The sequence below is a fragment of the Pseudomonas sp. PKS genome, from assembly GCF_051913525.1.
Lineage (GTDB): Bacteria > Pseudomonadota > Gammaproteobacteria > Pseudomonadales > Pseudomonadaceae > Aquipseudomonas > Aquipseudomonas guariconensis_D.
The window spans coordinates 44,285-64,501 of the sequence record NZ_JBEGDO010000020.1 but is presented as its reverse complement, the minus strand read 5'-3'; the positions used below and the strand labels follow the sequence as shown (position 1 = coordinate 64,501).

At 62.0% G+C, this 20,217-nt stretch carries 16 protein-coding genes; 11 read left to right on the top strand and 5 right to left on the bottom strand.

Features of this window, described 5'->3' with window-relative positions; translation table 11 throughout:
• The first annotated feature begins 246 nt into the window (after nucleotides 1-246).
• The 3 genes from ABOA88_RS18610 (at nucleotide 247) to ABOA88_RS18600 (ending at nucleotide 4,783) form a co-directional block, all read left to right on the top strand.
• Complete coding sequence (locus ABOA88_RS18610) at nucleotides 247-3,369, top strand: transglycosylase domain-containing protein (RefSeq protein WP_367851944.1); 3,123 nt, start codon at nucleotides 247-249, stop codon at nucleotides 3,367-3,369.
• Between the two features lie 113 nt (nucleotides 3,370-3,482).
• Nucleotides 3,483-4,025: a PadR family transcriptional regulator gene (locus tag ABOA88_RS18605; RefSeq protein ID WP_196170027.1), complete on the top strand. Its 543-nt coding sequence runs from the start codon at nucleotides 3,483-3,485 to the stop codon at nucleotides 4,023-4,025.
• Nucleotides 4,022-4,783, top strand: a complete 762-nt coding sequence (locus ABOA88_RS18600; protein ID WP_196170026.1) for a siderophore-interacting protein — start codon at nucleotides 4,022-4,024, stop codon at nucleotides 4,781-4,783. Before ABOA88_RS18605 ends, ABOA88_RS18600 begins: the two co-directional genes overlap by 4 nt.
• 150 nt (nucleotides 4,784-4,933) lie before the next feature.
• On the opposite strand, the gene ABOA88_RS18595 is transcribed toward ABOA88_RS18600, so the two are convergent.
• The gene (locus ABOA88_RS18595; protein ID WP_196170025.1) at nucleotides 4,934-5,575 is read right to left on the bottom strand and encodes a Pr6Pr family membrane protein; all 642 of its coding nucleotides are present in this window, start codon (nucleotides 5,573-5,575) and stop codon (nucleotides 4,934-4,936) included.
• A complete protein-coding gene (locus tag ABOA88_RS18590) occupies nucleotides 5,576-5,797 on the bottom strand; it encodes a VF530 family DNA-binding protein (protein WP_043206489.1) in 222 nt (73 codons plus the stop codon).
• Nucleotides 5,798-5,976: 179 nt separating this feature from the next.
• Here ABOA88_RS18590 and ABOA88_RS18585 point away from each other — a divergent pair, with 179 nt between their 5' ends.
• The 5 genes from ABOA88_RS18585 (at nucleotide 5,977) to lon (ending at nucleotide 14,668) form a co-directional block, all read left to right on the top strand.
• The gene (locus tag ABOA88_RS18585) at nucleotides 5,977-8,004 is read left to right on the top strand and encodes a TonB-dependent receptor (protein WP_367851945.1); all 2,028 of its coding nucleotides are present in this window, start codon (nucleotides 5,977-5,979) and stop codon (nucleotides 8,002-8,004) included.
• A 16-nt stretch (nucleotides 8,005-8,020) separates the two neighbouring features.
• Nucleotides 8,021-8,203 (top strand): hypothetical protein, encoded by a 183-nt coding sequence (locus ABOA88_RS18580; protein ID WP_196170023.1) that lies wholly within the window; start codon nucleotides 8,021-8,023, stop codon nucleotides 8,201-8,203.
• A gap of 97 nt (nucleotides 8,204-8,300) precedes the next feature.
• The gene (locus ABOA88_RS18575) at nucleotides 8,301-9,647 is read left to right on the top strand and encodes a carbohydrate porin (RefSeq protein WP_196170022.1); all 1,347 of its coding nucleotides are present in this window, start codon (nucleotides 8,301-8,303) and stop codon (nucleotides 9,645-9,647) included.
• Nucleotides 9,648-9,677: 30 nt separating this feature from the next.
• The gene (locus ABOA88_RS18570) at nucleotides 9,678-12,089 is read left to right on the top strand and encodes a glucose/quinate/shikimate family membrane-bound PQQ-dependent dehydrogenase (RefSeq protein ID WP_196170021.1); all 2,412 of its coding nucleotides are present in this window, start codon (nucleotides 9,678-9,680) and stop codon (nucleotides 12,087-12,089) included.
• 155 nt (nucleotides 12,090-12,244) lie between these two features.
• On the top strand, nucleotides 12,245-14,668 hold the full coding sequence (gene lon, locus ABOA88_RS18565) for an endopeptidase La (RefSeq protein ID WP_196170020.1): 2,424 nt from the start codon (nucleotides 12,245-12,247) through the stop codon (nucleotides 14,666-14,668).
• A 30-nt stretch (nucleotides 14,669-14,698) separates the two neighbouring features.
• On the opposite strand, the gene ABOA88_RS18560 is transcribed toward lon, so the two are convergent.
• The 3 genes from ABOA88_RS18560 to ABOA88_RS18550 all read right to left on the bottom strand — a co-directional run bounded on the left by ABOA88_RS18560 (nucleotide 14,699) and on the right by ABOA88_RS18550 (nucleotide 17,881).
• Nucleotides 14,699-15,637: a hypothetical protein gene (locus ABOA88_RS18560; protein WP_367851946.1), complete on the bottom strand. Its 939-nt coding sequence runs from the start codon at nucleotides 15,635-15,637 to the stop codon at nucleotides 14,699-14,701.
• A gap of 64 nt (nucleotides 15,638-15,701) precedes the next feature.
• Nucleotides 15,702-16,700, bottom strand: coding sequence for an alpha-xenorhabdolysin family binary toxin subunit B (locus ABOA88_RS18555; RefSeq protein ID WP_196170018.1), 999 nt, complete (start codon nucleotides 16,698-16,700; stop codon nucleotides 15,702-15,704).
• Nucleotides 16,701-16,720: 20 nt separating this feature from the next.
• The gene (locus ABOA88_RS18550) at nucleotides 16,721-17,881 is read right to left on the bottom strand and encodes an alpha-xenorhabdolysin family binary toxin subunit A (RefSeq protein ID WP_196170017.1); all 1,161 of its coding nucleotides are present in this window, start codon (nucleotides 17,879-17,881) and stop codon (nucleotides 16,721-16,723) included.
• Between the two features lie 125 nt (nucleotides 17,882-18,006).
• Here ABOA88_RS18550 and ABOA88_RS18545 point away from each other — a divergent pair, with 125 nt between their 5' ends.
• From ABOA88_RS18545 to cmoB, 3 genes are all read left to right on the top strand, one after another.
• Entirely contained in the window at nucleotides 18,007-18,405 is a 399-nt protein-coding gene (locus tag ABOA88_RS18545; RefSeq protein ID WP_337157786.1) for a protease inhibitor I42 family protein, read from the top strand.
• A 77-nt stretch (nucleotides 18,406-18,482) separates the two neighbouring features.
• Nucleotides 18,483-19,226: a carboxy-S-adenosyl-L-methionine synthase CmoA gene (gene cmoA, locus ABOA88_RS18540; protein ID WP_196170015.1), complete on the top strand. Its 744-nt coding sequence runs from the start codon at nucleotides 18,483-18,485 to the stop codon at nucleotides 19,224-19,226.
• On the top strand, nucleotides 19,223-20,179 hold the full coding sequence (cmoB, locus tag ABOA88_RS18535; RefSeq protein WP_196170014.1) for a tRNA 5-methoxyuridine(34)/uridine 5-oxyacetic acid(34) synthase CmoB: 957 nt from the start codon (nucleotides 19,223-19,225) through the stop codon (nucleotides 20,177-20,179). Before cmoA ends, cmoB begins: the two co-directional genes overlap by 4 nt.
• Nucleotides 20,180-20,217: the final 38 nt, after the last annotated feature.

Sequence of the window (20,217 nt, the reverse complement as noted above, 5' to 3'; positions counted from 1 at the left end):
AAACAGGGAAATTTGGAGAGAATTCTCGATCAAAATCCCTTTCGCGGAAGAGAGAAACCCCTCTCGCCCCCCTCTCGAAGAGAATGGGGCGGCTACCATAGCAACATTGCCGCAGAATGGAAGCTGCACCAAAGGCGGATATTCCGACTCCAGCTTGCGAGGCTTCTTACAATTTTTTCACCAACCCCACCTAACGTCTAAGCTTCAGACAAGCAAGACGAAAAGTACCTGGCCGGATTGAAGACTATGGGCGCACTGTGGCAATCGGAACCAACCAGAACGGAAGCACCCGAAACATCTCCGGCTGAAGCGCCACTGCCAAAGACTCCCCGCCAGCGTCGGCTATGGTGGCGGCTCATCGTACTCATCGTGCTGCTGGCGGCCATCGTCATCGGCTTTGCCGCCTACGACGAAATGCGCACCTCCAAGCTGCAATCCAGGGAGTTCAGCCGCTTGGCCGGCACCCTCACCTACTCCCTGGAGCCTGGCCCGAGCGATGCGATCGTCTACCCGGGCGACGGTCCCTTCGACAAGCGTCTGGGCTACAGCGCCCTGGGCGAGTTCCTGCCCCGACTGCTCAAGCGCGACTACCTGATCAGCCAGCAAGTGCGCTTCTCGCCGGCGCTGATGAACTATGTCGAGCATGGCCTTTTCGTTCCCTACGTGGAGAAGATCCAGGCCGGCCTGTCGATTACCGACTGCCGCGGCCAGGACCTGTACCACTACAACTACCCGCAGCACCTGTACCCGGATTTCGCCTCGATCCCGCCGATCATCGTCAACAGCCTGCTGTTCATCGAAAACCGTGACCTGCTCGACCCGCAGGACCCGCGCAACAACCCGGCGGTGGACTGGCCGCGCTTCGCCAAGGCCGCCTACAGCCAGGTGGCCAAGTACCTTGCCCTGCCCGGCCAGTCGGCTGGCGGCAGTACCTTGGCGACGCAGTTGGAAAAGTATCGCCACTCCCCCGACGGCTTGACCGTCTCCGGCTCCGAGAAGATCCGCCAGATGATTTCCGCCAGCGTGCGCGCCTACCAGGGCGGGCCGGATACCACGGTGGCGCGCGAGCGCATCGTGCGTGACTACCTCAACAGCGTGCCGCTGTCGGCCGTGCCGGGCCACGGTGAGGTGCATGGCATGGCCGAAGGGCTGCGGGTCTGGTATGGCGCCGATTTCGACCAGGTCAACCAGACGCTGGCCGCCACCACCACCGACCCCGACTCCATGGCAGCGCGCGGCCTGGCCTTGCGCCAGGTACTGTCGCTGATGATCGCCCAGCGCCGGCCCTCCCATTACCTGACCAAGGGCCGGGTGGAGCTGGCCGAGCTCACCGACGCGCACATTCGTGTACTCGCCGCCAACGGTGTGATCGACCGGCCCCTGGCCGATGCCGCCTTGGCCAGCAAGGCGGTGTACCGCGACTGGGTGGCTCAGCCGACCATCGTGCCGATCATCACCAACAAAGGCATCAGCCTGGCGCGCAACCGTCTGGCCGCCATGCTCAACCGGCCGCTATACGACCTCGACCGCCTCGACGTCTCGGCCACCAGTACCTTGCAGGCCGACTTGCAGATGCAGGTCAGTCAGTACCTGAAGAACCTTTCCGACCCCGAGTTCGCCGCCCAGATGGGCCTGATCGGCGAGCGCCTGCTCACGACCAAGACCACCGACCAGGTGCGCTACAGCTTCACCCTGTTCGAGCGCACCGCCGACGGCTCGCGGGTGCGGGTGCAGACCGACAGCACCGACCAGCCCTTCGACATCAACGAAGGCAGCAAGCTGGAGCTGGGCTCCACGGCCAAGCTGCGGGTGCTGACCACCTATCTGGAAATCATCGCCGAGCTGCACGACAAGTACGCCGGCAAGCCAGCCGCGGAGCTCAAGAAGGTCCCGGTGGCCGAACTGGATCGCATTACCCAGTGGTCGCTCGAGTGGCTGATGCAGAACCCCAAGAACCAGAGCCTGGATGCCATGCTCGACGCAGCCCTGGAGCGCAAGTATTCGGCCAATACCGGCGAAGCCTTCTTCACCGGTGGCGGCATGCATGTGTTCAACAACTTCCGCAAGGAGGACAACAGCCGCAACCCGACCCTCAAGGAGGCTTTGCGCGAGTCGATCAACCTGCCGTTCATTCGCCTGATGCGTGACCTGGTGCGCTACGTCACCTACCAGCAGCCGTTCAATCGCGAACCATTGCTCAAGGACGACTCCGACCCACGTCGCCAAGAGTACCTGGCACGCTTTGCCGACAAGGAAGGCACCAATTACCTGATGCGGTTCTGGAAGAAGTATCAGCGCAAGACCTCCCAACAACGCCTGGACACCTTCCTAGACAGCATGCGTGTCACCCCGCAACGCCTGGCCGCGGTCCACCGCTACCTGTTCCCGGAAGCCGGGCAGGAGACGTTCAACGCCTTTGTCCGCGCCCACAGCACCAATGACAAGAAAGCCCTGGCCAAGCTCACCGACGGGCGCTTGGCGGAGATGTACGAAGCCTACGGGCCCGGCAAGTACGACCTGCCCGACCAAGGCTATATCGCCAAGGTCCACCCGCTGGACCTGTGGCTGCTGGGCTATTTGCTGAAAAACCCCAGCGCCTCGCTCACCGAAATGGTCAACGCCAGCCGCTTCGAGCGCCAGGAGGTCTACAGCTGGCTGTTCAAGAGCCGCCACCAGGGCGCCCGCGACAGCCGCATCCGCACCATGGTCGAGATCGAAGCCTTCCTGGATATCCACCAGCGCTGGAAGCGCGTGGGCTATCCGTTCGATCACCTGGTGCCGTCGCTGGCCACCGCCATTGGCAGTTCCGGCGATCGCCCCGCAGCACTCTCCGAGCTGGTCGGGATCATCCAGAACGACGGCGTTCGCCTGCCGACTTTGCGCATCGACACCCTGCACTTTGCCGCCAACACCCCCTACGAAACCAAGCTGATCAGCGACCCGGACCGCGGCCAGCGGATTCTTCCGGTGGAAGTGGCCAGGGCCCTGAAGGGTGCGATGTCGCAAGTGGTGGATGCCGGTACCGCGCGGCGGATCTCCGGCAGCTTCAAGCTGCATGACGGCACGTCGCTGGTGATGGGCGGCAAGACCGGTACCGGCGACAACCGTATCGAAAGCTTCGGCGCTGGCGGCCGACTGATCGGCTCGCGCTCGCTCAACCGTACCGCCACGTTCGTGTTCTTCCTCGGCGAGAACCACTTCGGCACCCTGACCGCCTTCGTCCCGGGGCGTTCGGCCGAGGCGTTCACGTTTACTTCGGCCTTGCCGGTCCAGGTGCTCAAGGGGATGGCGCCGATTCTCATGCCGTATCTGGAGCCCGGCAGCGCCACCGAATGCAAGGCCCCGGAGGTGGCGATGCATTCGCCGTGATGCGGCGACACATCGAAGACACAGATAAGAATCATCCGCATTTTAGCGCTTGTGTTTAGATATATCTTGAGTAATATCTTGCGATATATCGAAACACACGGAGCCAACTCTCCATGCGCGACCACGCCCCACACGACCCCTTCGAACGCCGCCCCGCTCGGGGCGAGCGTGGCCCGCGGGTCTTCGCCCCTGGCGATCTGAAACTGCTGATGCTGTCGATGCTGGCCGAGCAGCCCGGTCACGGTTATGACCTGATCCGCCAGATCGAAAGCCTGTTCGACGGCAGCTACACCCCAAGCCCGGGGGTCATCTACCCGACCCTGAACTTTCTCGAGGAAGCCGAGCTGATCACCGGGCAGGTCCAAGGCAGCAAGCGCCTCTACGCCATCACCGAAGCGGGGCGTGAGGCCCTGGCCGAGCAGGCCGTGGCGCTCGATGGCGTGCGCATGCGCATCGAAGTCAGCAAACGCGCCCTGCGCGGGCACGATCGCCCGCCCGAGATCCACGAAGCGGTCGGCAACTTGCGTCACGCCCTGCACATGCACAGCGGTCGCTGGACGCTCGAGGAGATCGAGCGGGTACGCACCTTGCTCAACGACACCGCCAAAGCCATCGCCTCAGGCCCCACCGAGGCTGTTACGGAGAACACCCCATGAGCGACACCATCCATCGCGTCAACCATGAGATCCGCCAACGCCGCCTGCGGGTGCTGCGGGTCACCGACCTGACCCCGCGCATGCGCCGCATCACCTTGGGCGGAACGGAACTGCAAGGCTTCACCAGCGTGGGCAGCGATGATCACATCAAGCTGCTGTTCGCCCTCTCCCCCGAAGAGCAACAGGCCATCGACGCCCGCAATCTCGGTCGCGAGGGAGGAGCTCGTCCGACCATGCGCGAGTACACGCCCCGGCGCATCGATCTGGTGGCCAATGAGTTGGATATCGATTTCGTCCTGCACGGCGATGGCCCGGCGTCCACCTGGGCGGCGCAGGCTGCACCGGGCCAAACCCTGGACATCGCCGGCCCACGCGCCTCGATGGTGGTGCCGGACATTTTCGACAGCTACCTGCTGATCGGCGACGAGACCGCGATCCCCGCCATCGGTCGACGTCTCGAGGAATTGCCTGCCGGACGCCAGGTGCTGGCGCTGATCCAGATCGAAGACGAGCAGGAGCAGCAGCCATTGCCGAGCAAGGCGCAGGTGGAGGTGATCTGGATACGTCGTCACCAGGACGACCTGCTGGCCATACTCGACCAGTTGGCGCTACCGCCCGGTGCACTGTACGCCTGGGTCGCGCTGGAAAAGACCCTGACCCGCCAGGCCAAGGCGTTGCTGCTGGAGAAAGGCGTGAAGGACGATGCGCTGAAAGCCGCGGCCTACTGGCGCCAGGACGGCAGTGCCGATGACGCATGATGTTTTGCACTTCAAGCGTTGCAGGGACAACTGGCTTGCGCTGTAGCGTCCTGTTCGCGGATAAACCCGGTTCCGCAGGTTCTCCGGTGCTATTGAGAACACCGCTGTACCTGTGGGAGCGGGTTTACCTGCGAACGGGCCGACACGGCCTCAACAGGCCTGCGCCAACCGACGCCCCCGCCAGCGATCCACCCCGATCAACACCAGCCCGATCGCCCAGAATCCCACAAGCACGCCCAAGGCATTGAGCAGCACCTGCCCATAGCCCAGGCTCGCGACATCGATGAACGGGTAGGCATAAACGCCGATCTCCTGCCCCCGCCACAATGCATAGGCAAAATACACGGCCGGGTATAGGGTCCACGCCGCCAAGTGCCATAGTTGCAAGCTGCCCTTGGGCACCACGCGCCACCAGTACAGCAGGCACAGTACAGGCATCACATCGTGCAGCAACTCGTCCGCCAGCCATTGCCAGCCCTGGGGTTGCCACAGATGGCGCAGTAGCACGCTGTAGGCCAGCGCTACCAGCACGATGCTGGCGGTGATGCCGGAGCCCACCCCGGGCGACAGAAAGAATCGCCGCGCGCCCGACGTCCGGCCAAACGCCGCATAGCTGAGCACTGTGGCGACCAAGGTATTGGTCAAGACCGTGAAATAGCCAAACACATTCACCAGACCGCCGATCAGGCTGGCCTGCTCCTGCCAACGCGCCAGCAATACCAGGTAGACCTGTATCGTCAGGCCAGCCCAACCAAGCAGCGCGGCAAGGGTCAGCCAGGGATGCCTGGGCATTCAGCCTGCCCGCTGGAGTTTCACGTAGAGCTGTTCGACCTTCTCCCGCGCCCAAGGCGTCTTGCGCAGGAAGGTCAGGCTCGACTTGATGGTCGGGTTGCTCTTGAAGCAACGAATGTCGATGCGCTCGGCCAGGCCTTGCCATTGGTAGTGGGCCACCAGCTCAGTGAGGATCTGCTCCAGCGTCTTGCCGTGCAGCGCGTTGTGTTGGGCCGTGCTCATGCCTGTGCTCCCGCGGGTAAAGATGCGCACCTTACACGAGTGTAGTGACAGGCGGCGCTGATTCGGCGTTGCGAGTTGCATTTGCACAAATGCTCTGGCCAAAGCGTGAATCCTTGTGCTGCAATAGAGATGTTATATTGTAACAATAAAGCTCTCTGCCAAGGAACGTCACACCCCCCATGCGTCACATCTCCCTGCACCTCTCCCCGCTCGCCGCCGCCCTCTGGCTGGCCTCCATGCCCAGCCAGGCCTTGGAACTGGAACCCCAGGTCATCACCGCCAACCCCTTGGGCAATCGCCAATTCGCCGCGCCCAACACCGTGCTGCAAGGCGACGATCTGCTGCATCAACAGCAAGGCAGCCTGGGCGAGACCCTCAACAAACAGCCCGGCGTCGCTTCGACCTGGTTCGGTCCCGGCGCTAGTCGCCCGGTGATCCGCGGCCTGGATGGCGACCGGATCCGCATCCTGCGCAACGGCGTGGGCGCACTGGACGCATCGTCGCTGTCCTATGACCACGCCGTCCCGCTGGATCCGGTCAACGTCGAGCGCATCGAAATCGTCCGCGGCCCGGCCGCCCTGCTCTATGGCGGCCATGCCATCGGCGGTGTGGTCAACACCTTCGACAACCGCATTCCCGACTCGCCCATCGAGGGGATCCACGGCGCCGGCGAACTGCGCTACGGCGGTGCCGACACCACCCGCAGCAGCGCCGGTAAGCTGGAGGCCGGCAATGGTGCTTTCGCCTTGCACCTGGACGCCAACAGCCGCCAGTTCAACGACCTGCGTATCCCAGGCTATGCCCGCAGCGCGAAGGTGCGCGAAAGCGACGAGCCCGGCAGCCGTCATCGGCTGGAAAACAGCGACGGACGCCAGGACGGCGGCGCCATCGGCGGTGCGTACCATTGGGACCACGGCTACACCGGCCTTTCTTACAGTCGCTACGACAGCAACTACGGCTCGGTCGCAGAACCCGGGGTCCGCCTGGATATGCAGCAGGATCACTATGGCTTTGCCAGCGAGCTGCGCGACCTCGAAGGCCCATTCAGCTCGGTCAAGGTCGACGCGGGCTACACCGATTACCAGCACCGCGAGATCGAAAGCGGCGAAGTCCATACCACGTTCAAGAACAAAGGCTACGAGGCGCGGATCGAAGCGCGCCACCAGCCCCTTGGACCGGTCGAAGGCATGCTGGGCGCGCAAGTCAGCCGCAACGAATTCTCCGCCCTGGGCGAGGAAGCGTTCGTTCCCCACACCGACACCGACAGCCTGGCGCTGTTCATGCTCGAACAATGGCACACCAGCGAGCGCTTGAACCTGAGTCTCGGCGCGCGCCTGGAACACACCCGCATCGATCCGGACGCCAAGGGCAACGCCACCTTCGCCAGTGCCGACAGCACGAACAGCTTCACCGCCGCGAGTCTTTCGTCCGGCGCGGTGTACCAGCTCGATCCAATCTGGTCGCTGGCCGCGAGCCTCGCCTACACCGAGCGCGCCCCGACGTTCTACGAGTTGTACGCCAACGGCGCACACGTGGCCACGGGTGCCTTCGAAGTGGGCGACCCTAACCTGAACAAGGAAAAAGCCGTTTCCACCGACCTGGCCCTGCGCTTCGACAATGGCACCCACAAGGGCAGCATGGGAGTGTTCTACAGCCACTTTCGCAACTACATAGGCCTGATCGGCACCGGCAACCTGCGCGAAGGTCATGACCACGACCATGATGATCACGACCACGGCGAGCTGCCCGAATACCGGTACCAAGGCGTGCGCGCCCGCTTCTATGGCATCGAAGCCCAAGACCGCTGGCAGTTGGCCGAAAACCGCTACGGCAGCTTCGCCCTGGAACTCTCCGGTGATTACACCCGCGCCAAGAACCTTGACAGCGGCGAGCCTCTGCCCCGTATCGCGCCGCTGCGCCTGAACAGCGGCTTGCTCTGGGAGCGGGACCGCTGGCAAGCGCGGGTCGACGTGCAGCATGCAGCCTCGCAGCACCGCAAACCCGCCAACGAGACCAGCACCGACGGCTACACCACCCTCGGCGCCAGCCTGGGCTATCGCTTCGACATCGGTCAGAGCGACTGGTTGGTATTCGTGCGAGGGGAAAACCTGACCGACCAGACCGTGCGCTATGCCAGCTCGATCCTGCGGGACATAGCACCAGCGCCTGGACGTAGCGTGCAGGTGGGGTTGCGCACCTCGTTCTGAGCCTTTCGACGGCGCCATGGACCCCGATCTCGATGCTCCGGTGTCCGGACAAGCCAGTTCCCTCGGTGACGTGGGAGCTGGCGAAGCCTGCAAAGAGCTGCCCATCAGCCCAAACTATTACTCCCTGAGCAACAATCCGCTGCGACAATTTGTCTTTTTTTCTTACAACTTCCCCTATATCCTCCACGCCGCACGCTGAAACGCTTCACCCATTAACTTTGCAGCCATCTCCATTGAAGGGTCCGCCCTTCGATGCGCTTGCCGTTTTTTCAATAATCAAAAGATAGCGCTATCTCATGCTCCAACTGCCCAAACCTCGTTTTTCCAGCTTCGCCCTCGCCACTGTCCTGGGCGGGTTGTCGTCCACCAGCGCAGCCCATGAGCTGTTCGCCAGCGACTCCCCCTGGATGCTCGGCGACTGGGGCGGCACCCGCACCGAATTGCTGGAAAAAGGCTACGACTTCACCCTCGGCTACACCGGCGAGATGGGCAGCAACCTGCACGGCGGCTATGACCACGACCGTACCGCGCGCTACAGCGACCAGTTCACCTTCGCCAGCCATCTTGATCTGGAAAAGGTCCTTGGCTGGCACGATGCCGAGTTCAAGCTGGCGATCACCGAGCGCCATGGCCAGAACATCAGCAACGACCGGATCAACGACCCACGGGTCGGCGGTTTTACCTCGGCCCAGGAAGTCTGGGGCCGCGGCCAGACCTGGCGGCTGACCCAGATGTGGATCAAGCAGAAGTACTTCGATGGCGCCCTGGACGTGAAATTCGGCCGTTTCGGCGAAGGCGAGGACTTCAATAGCTTCCCCTGCGACTTCCAGAACCTCGCCTTCTGCGGCTCCCAGGTGGGCAACTGGGTGGGGGGCATCTGGTACAACTGGCCCGTCAGCCAGTGGGCTTTGCGCGTTCGCTACAACCTCAACGACTCGCTGTACGCCCAGGTCGGCGTCTTCGAACAGAACCCTTCGAACCTTGAAACCGGCAACGGCTTCAAGCTCAGCGGCAGTGGTACCCAGGGCGCGGTCATGCCGATCGAACTGGTGTGGAGCCCCCGGGTCAATGGCTTGGAAGGGGAATATCGCGCTGGCTACTACTACAGTAATGCCAAGGCACAGGATGTTCTGAAGGACAGCAACGGCCAGCTGGCGGCCTTGAGCGGCCAGGCCTATCGCAGCAGCTCGAGCAAGCATGGCTTCTGGCTCGGTGCCCAGCAGCAAGTGACGTCGCTGGCCTCGGACCACTCCCGCGGCCTGAGCCTGTTCGCCAATGCCACGATGCACGACAAGAAGACCAATGCCATCGACAACTATGTTCAGGCAGGTGTGGTGTACAAAGGGCCCTTCGATGCCCGCGCCAAGGACGACATCGGTTTCGCCCTCGCCCGCGTGCACGTCAATCCCGGCTATCGCAAGAACGCCCGCCTCATCAATCAGGCCGCCGGCCTGGACGACTACGACAACCCTGGCTACCTGCCCGTCCAGGACACCGAGTACAGCGCCGAGCTCTACTACGGCATCCACCTGGCCGACTGGCTCACCGTCCGCCCCAACCTGCAATACATCCGCCATCCAGGCGGTGTGTCGCAGGTCGACGCCGCCCTGATCGGTGGCCTGAAGATCCAGAGCAGTTTCTAACCCACCCCTTCGACCTACGGAGAACATACGATGAGCACTGACGGTGCCAAGAATGGAACCCGCTGGCTACCGCGCCTTCTGGGCGTGCTGCTGTTGCTGATGGGCCTGGCCCTGCTGGCCGGTGGCATTAAGCTGAGCCAGCTGGGAGGATCCCTGTACTACCTTATCGCCGGCATTGGCTTTGCCCTTTCCGGCATCCTCCTTCTGGCCATGCGCCGCATCGCCCTGGGCCTGTATGGCCTGGTGCTGTTGGGCAGCACGATCTGGGCACTGTGGGAAGTCGGCCTGGACTGGTGGCAACTGGTGCCGCGTCTGGCGATCTGGTTCGCCGTTGGTGTCGCCCTGCTGCTGCCATGGGCACGTCGTCCGCTGGTCGGTCCGTCGCCGAAGATCAACACCGCGCTGCTCAGTATCGCGGTGGTCGCCGCCGGCGCCAGCGCCCTGGGCAGCCAGTTCACTCACCCGGGCGAGACCTTCGGCACGCTCAATCGCGACAACAGCGAAATGGGCAGCGCAGCGCCCGACATGCCGGACGGCGAATGGCAGGCCTATGGCCGCACCGAACACGGCGACCGCTACTCGCCGCTGCGCCAGATCACCCCGCAGAATGCCTACCGCCTGGAAGAAGCCTGGCGCATCCGCACCGGTGACCTGCCGACCGATGACGACCCGGTAGAGCTGACCAACCAGAATACGCCGCTGAAGGTCAACGGCATGCTCTATGCCTGCACCGCTCACAGCAAGCTGCTGGCCCTGGACCCGGACACCGGTGCCGAGATCTGGCGCTTCGACCCGCAGATCAAGAGCCCGACCGGCTCGCTCAAGGGCTTTGCCCACATGACCTGCCGCGGCGTTTCCTACTATGACGAAAACCGCTACGTCAGCCGCGACGGCAAGCCTGCGCCGAAGATCTCCGATGCAGGCCAAGTCGTGGCCCAGACCTGCCCGCGCCGCCTGTACCTGCCGACCGCCGACGCGCGCCTGATCGCCATCAACGCCGACAATGGCAAGGTCTGCGAAGGCTTCGCCAACCAAGGCGTGATCGACCTGACCATCGGCCTTGGTCCCTTCACCGCCGGCGGGTACTACTCCACCTCGCCAGCAGCGGTCACCCGCGAACTGGTGATCATCGGCGGCCACGTCACCGACAACGAGTCGACCAATGAGCCGTCCGGCGTGATCCGCGCGTACGACGTGCACGACGGCCACCTGGTGTGGAACTGGGACAGCAACAATCCAGAGGACACCAAGCCACTCGCCGCCGGCCAGACCTACAGCCGCAACTCGGCCAACATGTGGTCGATCGCCAGCGTCGACGAAGACCTGGGGATGATCTACCTGCCGCTGGGCAACCAGACCCCTGACCAATGGGGCGCCGACCGCACTCCAGGCGCCGAGAAGTACAGCGCCGGTATCGTCGCCCTGGACCTGGCCACCGGCAAAGTACGCTGGAACTACCAGTTCACCCACCACGACCTGTGGGACATGGATGTGGGCAGCCAGCCGACGCTGGTACACCTGAAGACCGACGATGGCATCAAACCTGCGGTCATCGTGCCGACCAAGCAAGGCAGCCTGTACGTGCTTGACCGTCGCGACGGCACGCCGATCGTGCCGATCCGTGAGATTCCGGTCCCCCAAGGCGCCGTCAAAGGCGATCACACCGCACCGACCCAGGCACGCTCCGACCTCAACCTGCTCGGCCCCGAGCTGACCGAAAAGGCCATGTGGGGCGCAACGCCGTTCGACCAGATGCTCTGCCGCATCCAGTTCCGCAGCCTGCGCTATGAGGGCCAGTACACCCCGCCGTCCGAGCAGGGCTCGCTGGTCTACCCAGGCAACGTTGGCGTGTTCAACTGGGGTAGCGTGTCGGTCGACCCGGTTCGCCAGGTGCTGTTCACCTCGCCGAACTATATGGCGTTCGTTTCGAAGATGGTGCCACGCGAGCAAGTCGCCGCCGGCAGCAAGCGCGAGAGCGAGACCAGTGGCGTGCAACCGAACACCGGCGCGCCTTACGCGGTGATCATGCACCCGTTCATGTCGCCTTTGGGCGTACCGTGCCAGGCCCCGGCCTGGGGTTACGTCGCGGCGATCGACCTGTTCACCAACAAGGTGATCTGGAAGCACAAGAACGGCACCACCCGTGACAGCACCCCGGTACCGATCGGCCTGCCGGTCGGCGTACCGAGCATGGGTGGCTCGATCGTCACCGCAGGTGGCGTAGGCTTCCTCAGTGGCACCCTGGACCAATACCTGCGCGCCTATGACGTGCACAACGGCAAGGAGCTGTGGAAAGCCCGCCTGCCCGCAGGTGGCCAAGCCACGCCGATGACCTACACCGGCAAGGATGGCAAGCAGTACGTGCTGGTCACAGCCGGCGGCCACGGCTCGCTGGGCACCAAGATGGGCGACTACATCATCGCCTACAAGCTCGCCGACTAAGCGGCAAGCGGCAAGCTGCAAGCTGCAAGCGACAAGAGAAAGCGGGGCCGACGAGGTCCCGCTTTTTTCTTGCAGCTTGAAGCTCGAAGCTTAAAGCTTGAAACCCATCCCCCCCCGCCCCATCTAAGCACCATAGTCATTTGCGCAGGTGCCCCATGAGCGACCAGCAGGATCTACCGGACCATCCAGACGAACACGAAACAGTCGAACACCTCCACGCCAAGGCCACCCCCGGCCACCACCTTGCCCTGCCCGGCCAACAACTGCCGGACAAGGTCTACGTGATCCCGATCCACAACCGCCCGTTCTTCCCGGCCCAGGTCCTGCCGGTGATCGTCAATGAAGAACCTTGGGCAGAAACCCTGGATCTGGTCGCCAAGACCCCACACCACTCCCTGGCCCTGTTCTTCCTGGACGAGCCGCCAGAAGACCATCGTCATTTCGACACCTCGTCCCTGCCGCAGTACGGCACCTTGGTCAAGGTCCACCACGCCAGCCGCGAGAACGGCAAGCTGCAGTTCGTCGCCCAGGGCCTGACCCGGGTGCGCATCCGCACCTGGCTCAAGCACCATCGCCCGCCCTACTTGGTGGAAGTGGACTACCCGCATCAACCCACCGAGCCCACCGACGAGGTAAAGGCCTACGGCATGGCCCTGATCAATGCGATCAAGGAGCTGCTGCCACTCAATCCGTTGTACAGCGAAGAGCTGAAGAACTACCTCAACCGCTTCAGCCCCAACGACCCGTCGCCGTTGACCGACTTCGCCGCCGCGCTGACCTCGGCCACCGGCGCGCAGCTGCAGGAAGTGCTCGACTGTGTGCCGATACTCAAGCGCATGGAAAAAGTCCTGCCGATGCTGCGCAAGGAGGTCGAGGTCGCGCGTCTGCAGAACGAGATCTCCGCCGAGGTGAACCGGCAGATTGGCGAACACCAGCGCGAGTTCTTCCTCAAAGAACAGCTCAAGGTCATCCAGCAGGAACTGGGCCTGACCAAGGACGACCGTAGTGCCGACCTGGAGCAGTTCCAGCAGCGCCTGGAAGGCAAGACCCTGCCGGAGCAGGCGAAAAAGCGCATCGACGAGGAAATGAACAAGCTGGCGATCCTCGAGACCGGTTCGCCGGAATACGCCGTCACCCGCAACTATCTGGAGTGGGCGACCGCGCTGCCCTGGGGCGTTTACGGTGAAGACAAGCTTGACCTCACCCATGCACGCAAGGTCCTCGACCAACATCATGCCGGGCTGGACGATATCAAGGACCGGATTCTGGAGTTTCTCGCCGTGGGGGCCTGGAAAGGCGAAATCAGCGGCTCCATCGTCCTGCTGGTCGGCCCGCCCGGGGTGGGCAAGACCAGTATCGGCAAGTCCATCGCCGAAAGCCTCGGCCGGCCGTTCTTCCGCTTCAGCGTAGGCGGCATGCGCGACGAGGCGGAGATCAAAGGCCACCGACGCACCTACATCGGCGCCCAGCCGGGCAAGCTGGTACAAGCCCTGAAGGACGTCGAGGTGATGAACCCGGTGATCATGCTCGACGAGATCGACAAGATGGGCCAGAGCTACCAGGGCGACCCGGCCTCAGCCCTGCTCGAAACCCTCGACCCCGAGCAGAACGTCGACTTCCTCGACCATTACCTGGACCTGCGCCTGGACTTGTCCAAAGTACTGTTCGTCTGCACCGCCAACACCCTGGACTCGATCCCCGGACCGCTGCTCGACCGAATGGAAGTGATCCGCCTCTCCGGCTATATCACCGAAGAGAAGCTGGCGATCGCCAAACGCCACCTGTGGCCCAAGCAACTGGCCAAGGCCGGGGTCGCCAAATCCAGCCTGAGCATCAGCGACAGCGCCCTGCGCATGGTGATCGAGGGTTATGCACGCGAGGCCGGGGTGCGCCAGCTGGAAAAACAGCTGGGCAAACTGGTGCGCAAGGCAGTGGTCAAGCTGCTCGAGACACCGCAGGCCAAGCTCAAGATCGGCACGAAGGATCTGGAAGCCGCACTCGGTATGCCAGTGTTCCGCAGCGAGCAGGTACTCGCTGGCAAGGGCGTGATTACCGGCCTTGCCTGGACCAGTATGGGCGGCGCCACCTTGCCGATCGAAGCCACGCGAATCCACACCCTCAACCGCGGCCTCAAACTGACGGGCCAATTGGGCGATGTGATGAAAGAGTCTGCAGAAATCGCCTACAGCTATGTCAGCTCGAACCTCAAGCAGTACGGCGCTACACCCGGCTATTTCAACGAGTCGTTCATCCACCTGCACGTGCCGGAAGGCGCCACACCCAAGGACGGCCCCAGCGCTGGTATTACCATGGCCAGCGCCCTGCTGTCGCTCGCCCGGGACCAGGCGCCGAAGAAAGGCGTGGCCATGACCGGCGAACTGACCCTCACCGGGCAGGTGCTGCCGATTGGCGGAGTCCGTGAAAAGGTGATTGCCGCGCGGCGACAGAAGATCTTCGAACTGATCCTGCCAGAGGCCAACCGCGGCGACTTCGAAGAGCTGCCGGACTACCTGCGTGAAGGGATGACCGTGCATTTCGCCAAACGCTATGCCGACGTGGCGAAAGTGTTGTTCGCGTGATTGGTCAGAGGGGCCACGGCCCCTCTATTTTCAGGCAAAAGCCTCACGCAATCGCTGCGCGTGCACGGCAACCTGTTTCCACTGTCCCAAGAATATTTTGAAGTACACCATGAAAAGCGCCAGCTCTCGCTGGCGCTTCACTTTGCTCAAATGATTGTGTGCACTTTCGACATACGTGCCTATCGCTTGCCAAGCCGTATGAAGTTTTTCAATATTGCCATGCACGCCAGCCAGCTGTAGATCACGCACGCCAAACAAAGCCCTAAGCTGTTCGCGATCTTCTTCTTCAAAAGTCGCTTTCCGACAGTTTGTCCAAAACGGCTCGAATCTCAGCGTGCACTTACGCACCTCAACCGTATCAAGCGCTTTGATCACCCTATCCAGGTCGGGCTGTAATTCACGCCGGTGAGTCTCGCGAAAATCCTCGATACCTGACATGTATTCAGTGAGATGAATGTTAAAGGCCTCGACCTCCCTCCGAAGACTGACCACGTACGCAACCATTGTTTCCACACGCGTCAAATCCCTGGGACTGAGTGCGAAATCCTTTTCGCGAGACAACGCCTCCCATCTATCTGCATGACCGTTCGCTATCTCGAGCCGAGACGCAATGTTCTGTATTTCTGCACTCCGCTGCGTGACCGTTTGGGTATGCCCGACCAATGCCTGACTCAGCGAACTTCCACGCTCACGCAAGGACCACCAAAAACCACTCCTGTAGGACAGCCTAGCGATCAGCCGTTCCAAATTACCAATATTCAGGACTGGCTCAGAGACATACGAATAGCTCACCCAAAGCGACAATCGTCGTTGAGGTAAATCGTGAACCCTGCGGACATAGGCATCCAGCTGCGCGACGGAGGCTTTTAGATCACCCCCGCCGCTGCGCGCCTGTTTGAAGAGCGCTGCCACTCGCACTTCCATCGCCCGTGCAGCGCTCCCCATAGGCATCAGCATCCTTTGTTCCATGAGCAGTAACTCCGTAAGCCTGACCGCCGCTCTGATGAATGGCAGTCAGGCTATTGATCACGAATCAAAATGCGTTGCTGATCTGCTTGATCATGCTGCGCTGATAAGCCAGGAGCGTCTTCAAACACGCATCGATAGCACGCAGGTCTTCGATTCCCTTGTACTTGGCATTCTTCAGCAGGTTGTAGAAACTCCCCAACGCCATGCCCAGCGCATTCAAGGCAATCAGGCAGGCCTTACGTTGCGCAACGAGCCCAGGGACATTTTCCAGCGCCTTGAGCTGCTGACGGCATGCCGCCAGGTTTCGGCTATTGGCGGCAAGGTCCCGCTGCAGCGTTCTGAGTCCGAGCGTCAATTGCCGACGCTCTGCCTGCAGTCGGCTGTAATTGAGGTCGGCAGACAACTGCCCAAGCGTTTTCTCCAGGTTTTTCAGGGCCTGGGCTGCGGCCTCACTCAGTAAGGCGATCTGCCCACCGGGCACTGCCAGCGCAGCCAATTGCTCGGGCGCGGGAATCAGGCCGTCGAACTTGACCTCGATATCGATGGCTTCCAGCGCTTTGAGGGCGGTATGCAGCGCCTCGATCTTGGACGACTCGGCGTTTATTTCGGCTTTCAAGGCGACACTGGTCGTTTCCAGTTCCATCTGCTGCCGGAATAAACGGGCTTCGTCGCGGAAGGCACTGGGGGCAGACAAAGCCGACAACTCCGTCGAGGCATTCTTCACACCACTGATCTGGATCGTCAGATTCGATAGCACTTTATTGATTGTTTCCTGGGCAATGAACAGAAGCTCAGGGTCTTCGCCGATGTCCTCAAGCGCATCGACGATATCCTCTAACCCGCTTGCATGCAGCTCTGCCTCCATTCGCAGGGCTTGAGTTGCCATTCGCTTGGTCATGCTGTCCAGAAACTTGGCATGCCGCTCAATCGATTCATACAACGTCGGCAAGGGCTTCAGGTTGCCCTGCTGCCACTCAAGCAGGAAAACACGGGTCGTCGAGAGAATGTCGTCCAGCGCGGGTTGCTGGCTGGCAGGCGACAGATAAGAAACCTTGGCATTCATGGTGATAGTCCTTTAATGAATTAGCGTGCCGATGCGGCATCGTCGAAAACCGCTGTCAGTTGCAGCGAAGTGCGCTCGATCTCCTTCCACTGCCGGAGGAATCGTTTGAAAAAGATCAGGAAGATCGCCAGCCGCTGGCCATCGGTGATCTTTCCGAGTTCCTCGATGGAGCTGGTGATGTAGACCTCGACACGCTCCCAGACCGTCTGCAAATGGGAGGCCGAGGTCAGGACATCGTTAAGACGCACGTCCAGGTCATCCACAAACTGGATCATCTCCTTGAGCCGGCCTTCCAGATTCACACGGGCCTTCAGTTTCGCTGCGACCACCTTGCGCTGTTGTTCTAACTTTTTACGTTGCTTGCGCGCAGATTCTGCTTTGGCGCCATAGATCGCACCGCCGACAATAGCCCCCAGCGGCCCCCCAGTGAGGCTGCTCAGTCCGTTGGAGAGGTACCTGTCGTATTCTTTTTTAAGTTCGCCGATCTCGACGTCGAGGGCTTTGAGTTCCGTGCGCAACGCTTCAACCAGCCCGTCTTGTTTCTTGCGTTTTAGCGCCTTGTCCTTGTTGCCGACTGCAGGCAGCAACTCCTTTTTAACGGTGTCCCTGAAGGCTTCGCTGTCTTTCTTTACACCGTCTACACGCTTGGCATAGTTCCTGACATCGTCGTTGAGGATTTGCATGTACTCGACCAGTTGCGTGACGACTTTCTGGTCCTCGGCGCCCAGCTTGACCGGCCTCGCGAGCGCCACCTGCTCCCAGGTCATTTGCGGTTTCAGAAATCTCAGGCGACTGCACTCTTCAACAATTTCCTCGCCAACGACATCGATCAAGTTGGCGGTGGTTGCCAGTTCGCTCGAGAGCCGCTTGCTGCGATCTGACAGTGTTGTCCAGGCGTTGGCATGACGACGCAGCCCCTCAAACAGGCTGGACATGGCCGAGGGCTTCAGCTCAGGCTCATCGATGGTCTTGTAGCCCAGCCATTGCTCAACGGTTTGCGGGGTCTTGGGTAGACCAAAAACAAAGTTGGCATATTGGTTGATGGTGACGATGTGCTCGCGGCTGAGTGTCAGGCCACCCTCATTACTACCGTCGCGCTCGGCCATGGCTGTAACCATTGCTACAGGTTGACTGGCCGCCTCATTTGCCAGCGTTTCATAGCTGGCTCTTTGGAAACTCATACATTTCTCCTTGTACCCAAACCGGGCGGGTTTGGTGGTACAAAGCTATGACTCGCCCCGATGAGTCATCAGATGGCAATCGTTCCTCCTACAAGATCTATTGGTATATTCAGACAGGAGACTTCATGAGATCTCGCCTTGCACTGTTTCCCCTGGCCTTCGGGCTATTGAGCGCCTGCAGCCAAAACCCCTCATCTCCTGAGCCGATCGTTCTGGAAAAAGCCAGTGAGTGCCCAATCACCCTGGTGCCCGGGCAAACATTGACCTTGCGCTTGCCCAGCAATCCCAGCACCGGCTATCGCTGGCTGGTTCAGCACCCGGCGGCCAACATCCTGCGCAGCCTGGGCCCTGAGGTGTATAGCGATCCAGAGGACATCGGTGTGGTGGGCAGTGCAGGCCAGTCCTTGTGGCGCTTCCAGGCCCAGGGCCAAGGCGTGAGCCATCTCATTCTGGTGTATCAGCAACCCTGGGCACCCGAAGTGCGCCCTGCACAGACCTTCGACTGCGCCGTGACGGTCGACTGAACCTGCCCAGAGGCGATGCGCAAACGGTCAGGGTTGGCTAAAATGCACGCTCTTTACCACCCCCACCTGGTACTTCCGTGAGCCAACAACCCGACCGCCTCTTCGCCCAGCCCTTGGAGCAGGTGCCCGACTTTGCCTTCAACGAGGACGTGGTGCGGGTGTTCCCGGACATGATCAAGCGTTCGGTGCCAGGTTACCCGACCATCGTCGAGAACCTCGGCGTGCTCGCCGCCCGCTTCGCCCAGCCGCACACCGCGCTGTACGACCTGGGCGCGTCGCTGGGCGCGGTGACCCAGTCCCTGCGCCGCCACGTGCGTGCCGACGGCTGCCGGGTGATCGCGGTGGACAACTCCGCCGCCATGGTCGAGCGTTGCCGCCAGTACCTCACCGCCCAGGACTCGATGTTCCAGGAACTGCTGCCAGTTCAGGTGCTGGAGGCCGATATCCTGGCCTTGCCCTTCGAGCCGGCCTCGGTGGTGGCGATGAACTTCACCCTGCAGTTCATCGCCCCGGACCAACGCCTGGCACTACTCGGTCGCATCCGACAGGCGCTGCTGCCCGGCGGCGCGCTGATCCTCTCCGAGAAACTGCGCTTTGCCGATGACCAGGAGCAGGACCTGCTCAACGAGTTGCACCTGGACTTCAAGCGTGCCAATGGCTACAGCGAACTGGAAATCGCCCAGAAGCGCAGCGCCATCGAGAACGTGATGAAACCCGACACCCTGCAGACCCACAAAGACCGCCTGCACGCCGCCGGCTTCTCCAAGGTCGTGCCTTGGTTCCAATGCCTCAATTTCGCCTCACTGATTGCCCTGCCATGATCGACCTCTCCCCCCTCGTCCGCCGCCTGGCGGGCACGCCCCTTGCCACGTGGTCCCAGGGCCTGCAAGCACAACTACACACCAAGCTGGAGAAAGGCCATGGCGATCTCGATCGTTGGCGCGGCGCGCTGGATGCCCTGCCGGATCTGCTGCCCAGCGAGATCGACTTGCAAAACGGCCTGCGCCTGGACAGCAATTGTGACGATGCCACCCGCGCCCGGATGCACCAGGCGTTGATGGGGCTCTCGCCCTGGCGCAAGGGGCCGTTCGACCTGTTCGGCGTCCACGTGGACACCGAATGGCGCTCTGACTGGAAATGGTCGCGGGTAAGCCCGCACCTTGATCTGAAAGGCAAACGCGTGCTCGACGTGGGCTGCGGCAATGGCTACTACCAGTGGCGAATGCTCGGTGCCGGCGCCGACATGGTCATCGGCGTGGACCCCAACTGGCTGTTCTTCTGCCAGTTCCAGGCCGTGCAGAAATACCTGCCCGAGCTTCCCGCCTGGCACCTGCCCTTCGCCCTGGAGGAGCTGCCAGCGAACCTCGAAGGCTTCGACACCGTGTTCTCCATGGGCGTGTTCTACCACCGCCGCTCTCCCATCGAGCACCTGCTGGCGCTCAAGGACTGCCTGGTCAAAGGTGGCGAGCTGGTGCTGGAGACCCTGGTCATCGAGGGGGACGAACACCAGGTGCTGGTGCCCGAGGATCGCTACGCGCAGATGCGCAACGTATGGTTCCTGCCGTCGGTACCGGCCCTGGAGCGCTGGCTGTGCCGTGCCGGGTTCAGCGACGTGCGTTGCGTCGATGTCAGTGTCACCACTGTGGACGAGCAGCGCAGTACCGACTGGATGCGCTACCAGTCGCTGGCAGACTTCCTCGACCCGAACGATCACAGCCGCACCATCGAGGGCCTCCCAGCTCCACGTCGCGCCACCTTGCTGGCACGCAAATAAAAAAGGCGCCCCAGCAGGGGCGCCAGACTCGCCTTCGT

Excerpts from the sequence above, each read along its gene's own strand:
- ABOA88_RS18605 (WP_196170027.1), top strand. The coding sequence starts at position 3,483 with ATGCGCGACCACGCCCCACACGACCCCTTCGAACGCCGCCCCGCTCGG.
- ABOA88_RS18575 (WP_196170022.1), top strand. The coding sequence starts at position 8,301 with ATGCTCCAACTGCCCAAACCTCGTTTTTCCAGCTTCGCCCTCGCCACT.
- ABOA88_RS18545 (WP_337157786.1), top strand. The coding sequence starts at position 18,007 with ATGAGATCTCGCCTTGCACTGTTTCCCCTGGCCTTCGGGCTATTGAGC.
- ABOA88_RS18560 (WP_367851946.1), bottom strand. The coding sequence starts at position 15,637 with ATGGAACAAAGGATGCTGATGCCTATGGGGAGCGCTGCACGGGCGATG.
- ABOA88_RS18580 (WP_196170023.1), top strand. The coding sequence starts at position 8,021 with ATGGACCCCGATCTCGATGCTCCGGTGTCCGGACAAGCCAGTTCCCTC.
- cmoB (WP_196170014.1), top strand. The coding sequence starts at position 19,223 with ATGATCGACCTCTCCCCCCTCGTCCGCCGCCTGGCGGGCACGCCCCTT.
- ABOA88_RS18570 (WP_196170021.1), top strand. The coding sequence starts at position 9,678 with ATGAGCACTGACGGTGCCAAGAATGGAACCCGCTGGCTACCGCGCCTT.
- ABOA88_RS18555 (WP_196170018.1), bottom strand. The coding sequence starts at position 16,700 with ATGAATGCCAAGGTTTCTTATCTGTCGCCTGCCAGCCAGCAACCCGCG.
- ABOA88_RS18590 (WP_043206489.1), bottom strand. The coding sequence starts at position 5,797 with ATGAGCACGGCCCAACACAACGCGCTGCACGGCAAGACGCTGGAGCAG.
- ABOA88_RS18610 (WP_367851944.1), top strand. The coding sequence starts at position 247 with ATGGGCGCACTGTGGCAATCGGAACCAACCAGAACGGAAGCACCCGAA.
- lon (WP_196170020.1), top strand. The coding sequence starts at position 12,245 with ATGAGCGACCAGCAGGATCTACCGGACCATCCAGACGAACACGAAACA.
- ABOA88_RS18585 (WP_367851945.1), top strand. The coding sequence starts at position 5,977 with ATGCGTCACATCTCCCTGCACCTCTCCCCGCTCGCCGCCGCCCTCTGG.
- ABOA88_RS18595 (WP_196170025.1), bottom strand. The coding sequence starts at position 5,575 with ATGCCCAGGCATCCCTGGCTGACCCTTGCCGCGCTGCTTGGTTGGGCT.
- ABOA88_RS18550 (WP_196170017.1), bottom strand. The coding sequence starts at position 17,881 with ATGAGTTTCCAAAGAGCCAGCTATGAAACGCTGGCAAATGAGGCGGCC.
- ABOA88_RS18600 (WP_196170026.1), top strand. The coding sequence starts at position 4,022 with ATGAGCGACACCATCCATCGCGTCAACCATGAGATCCGCCAACGCCGC.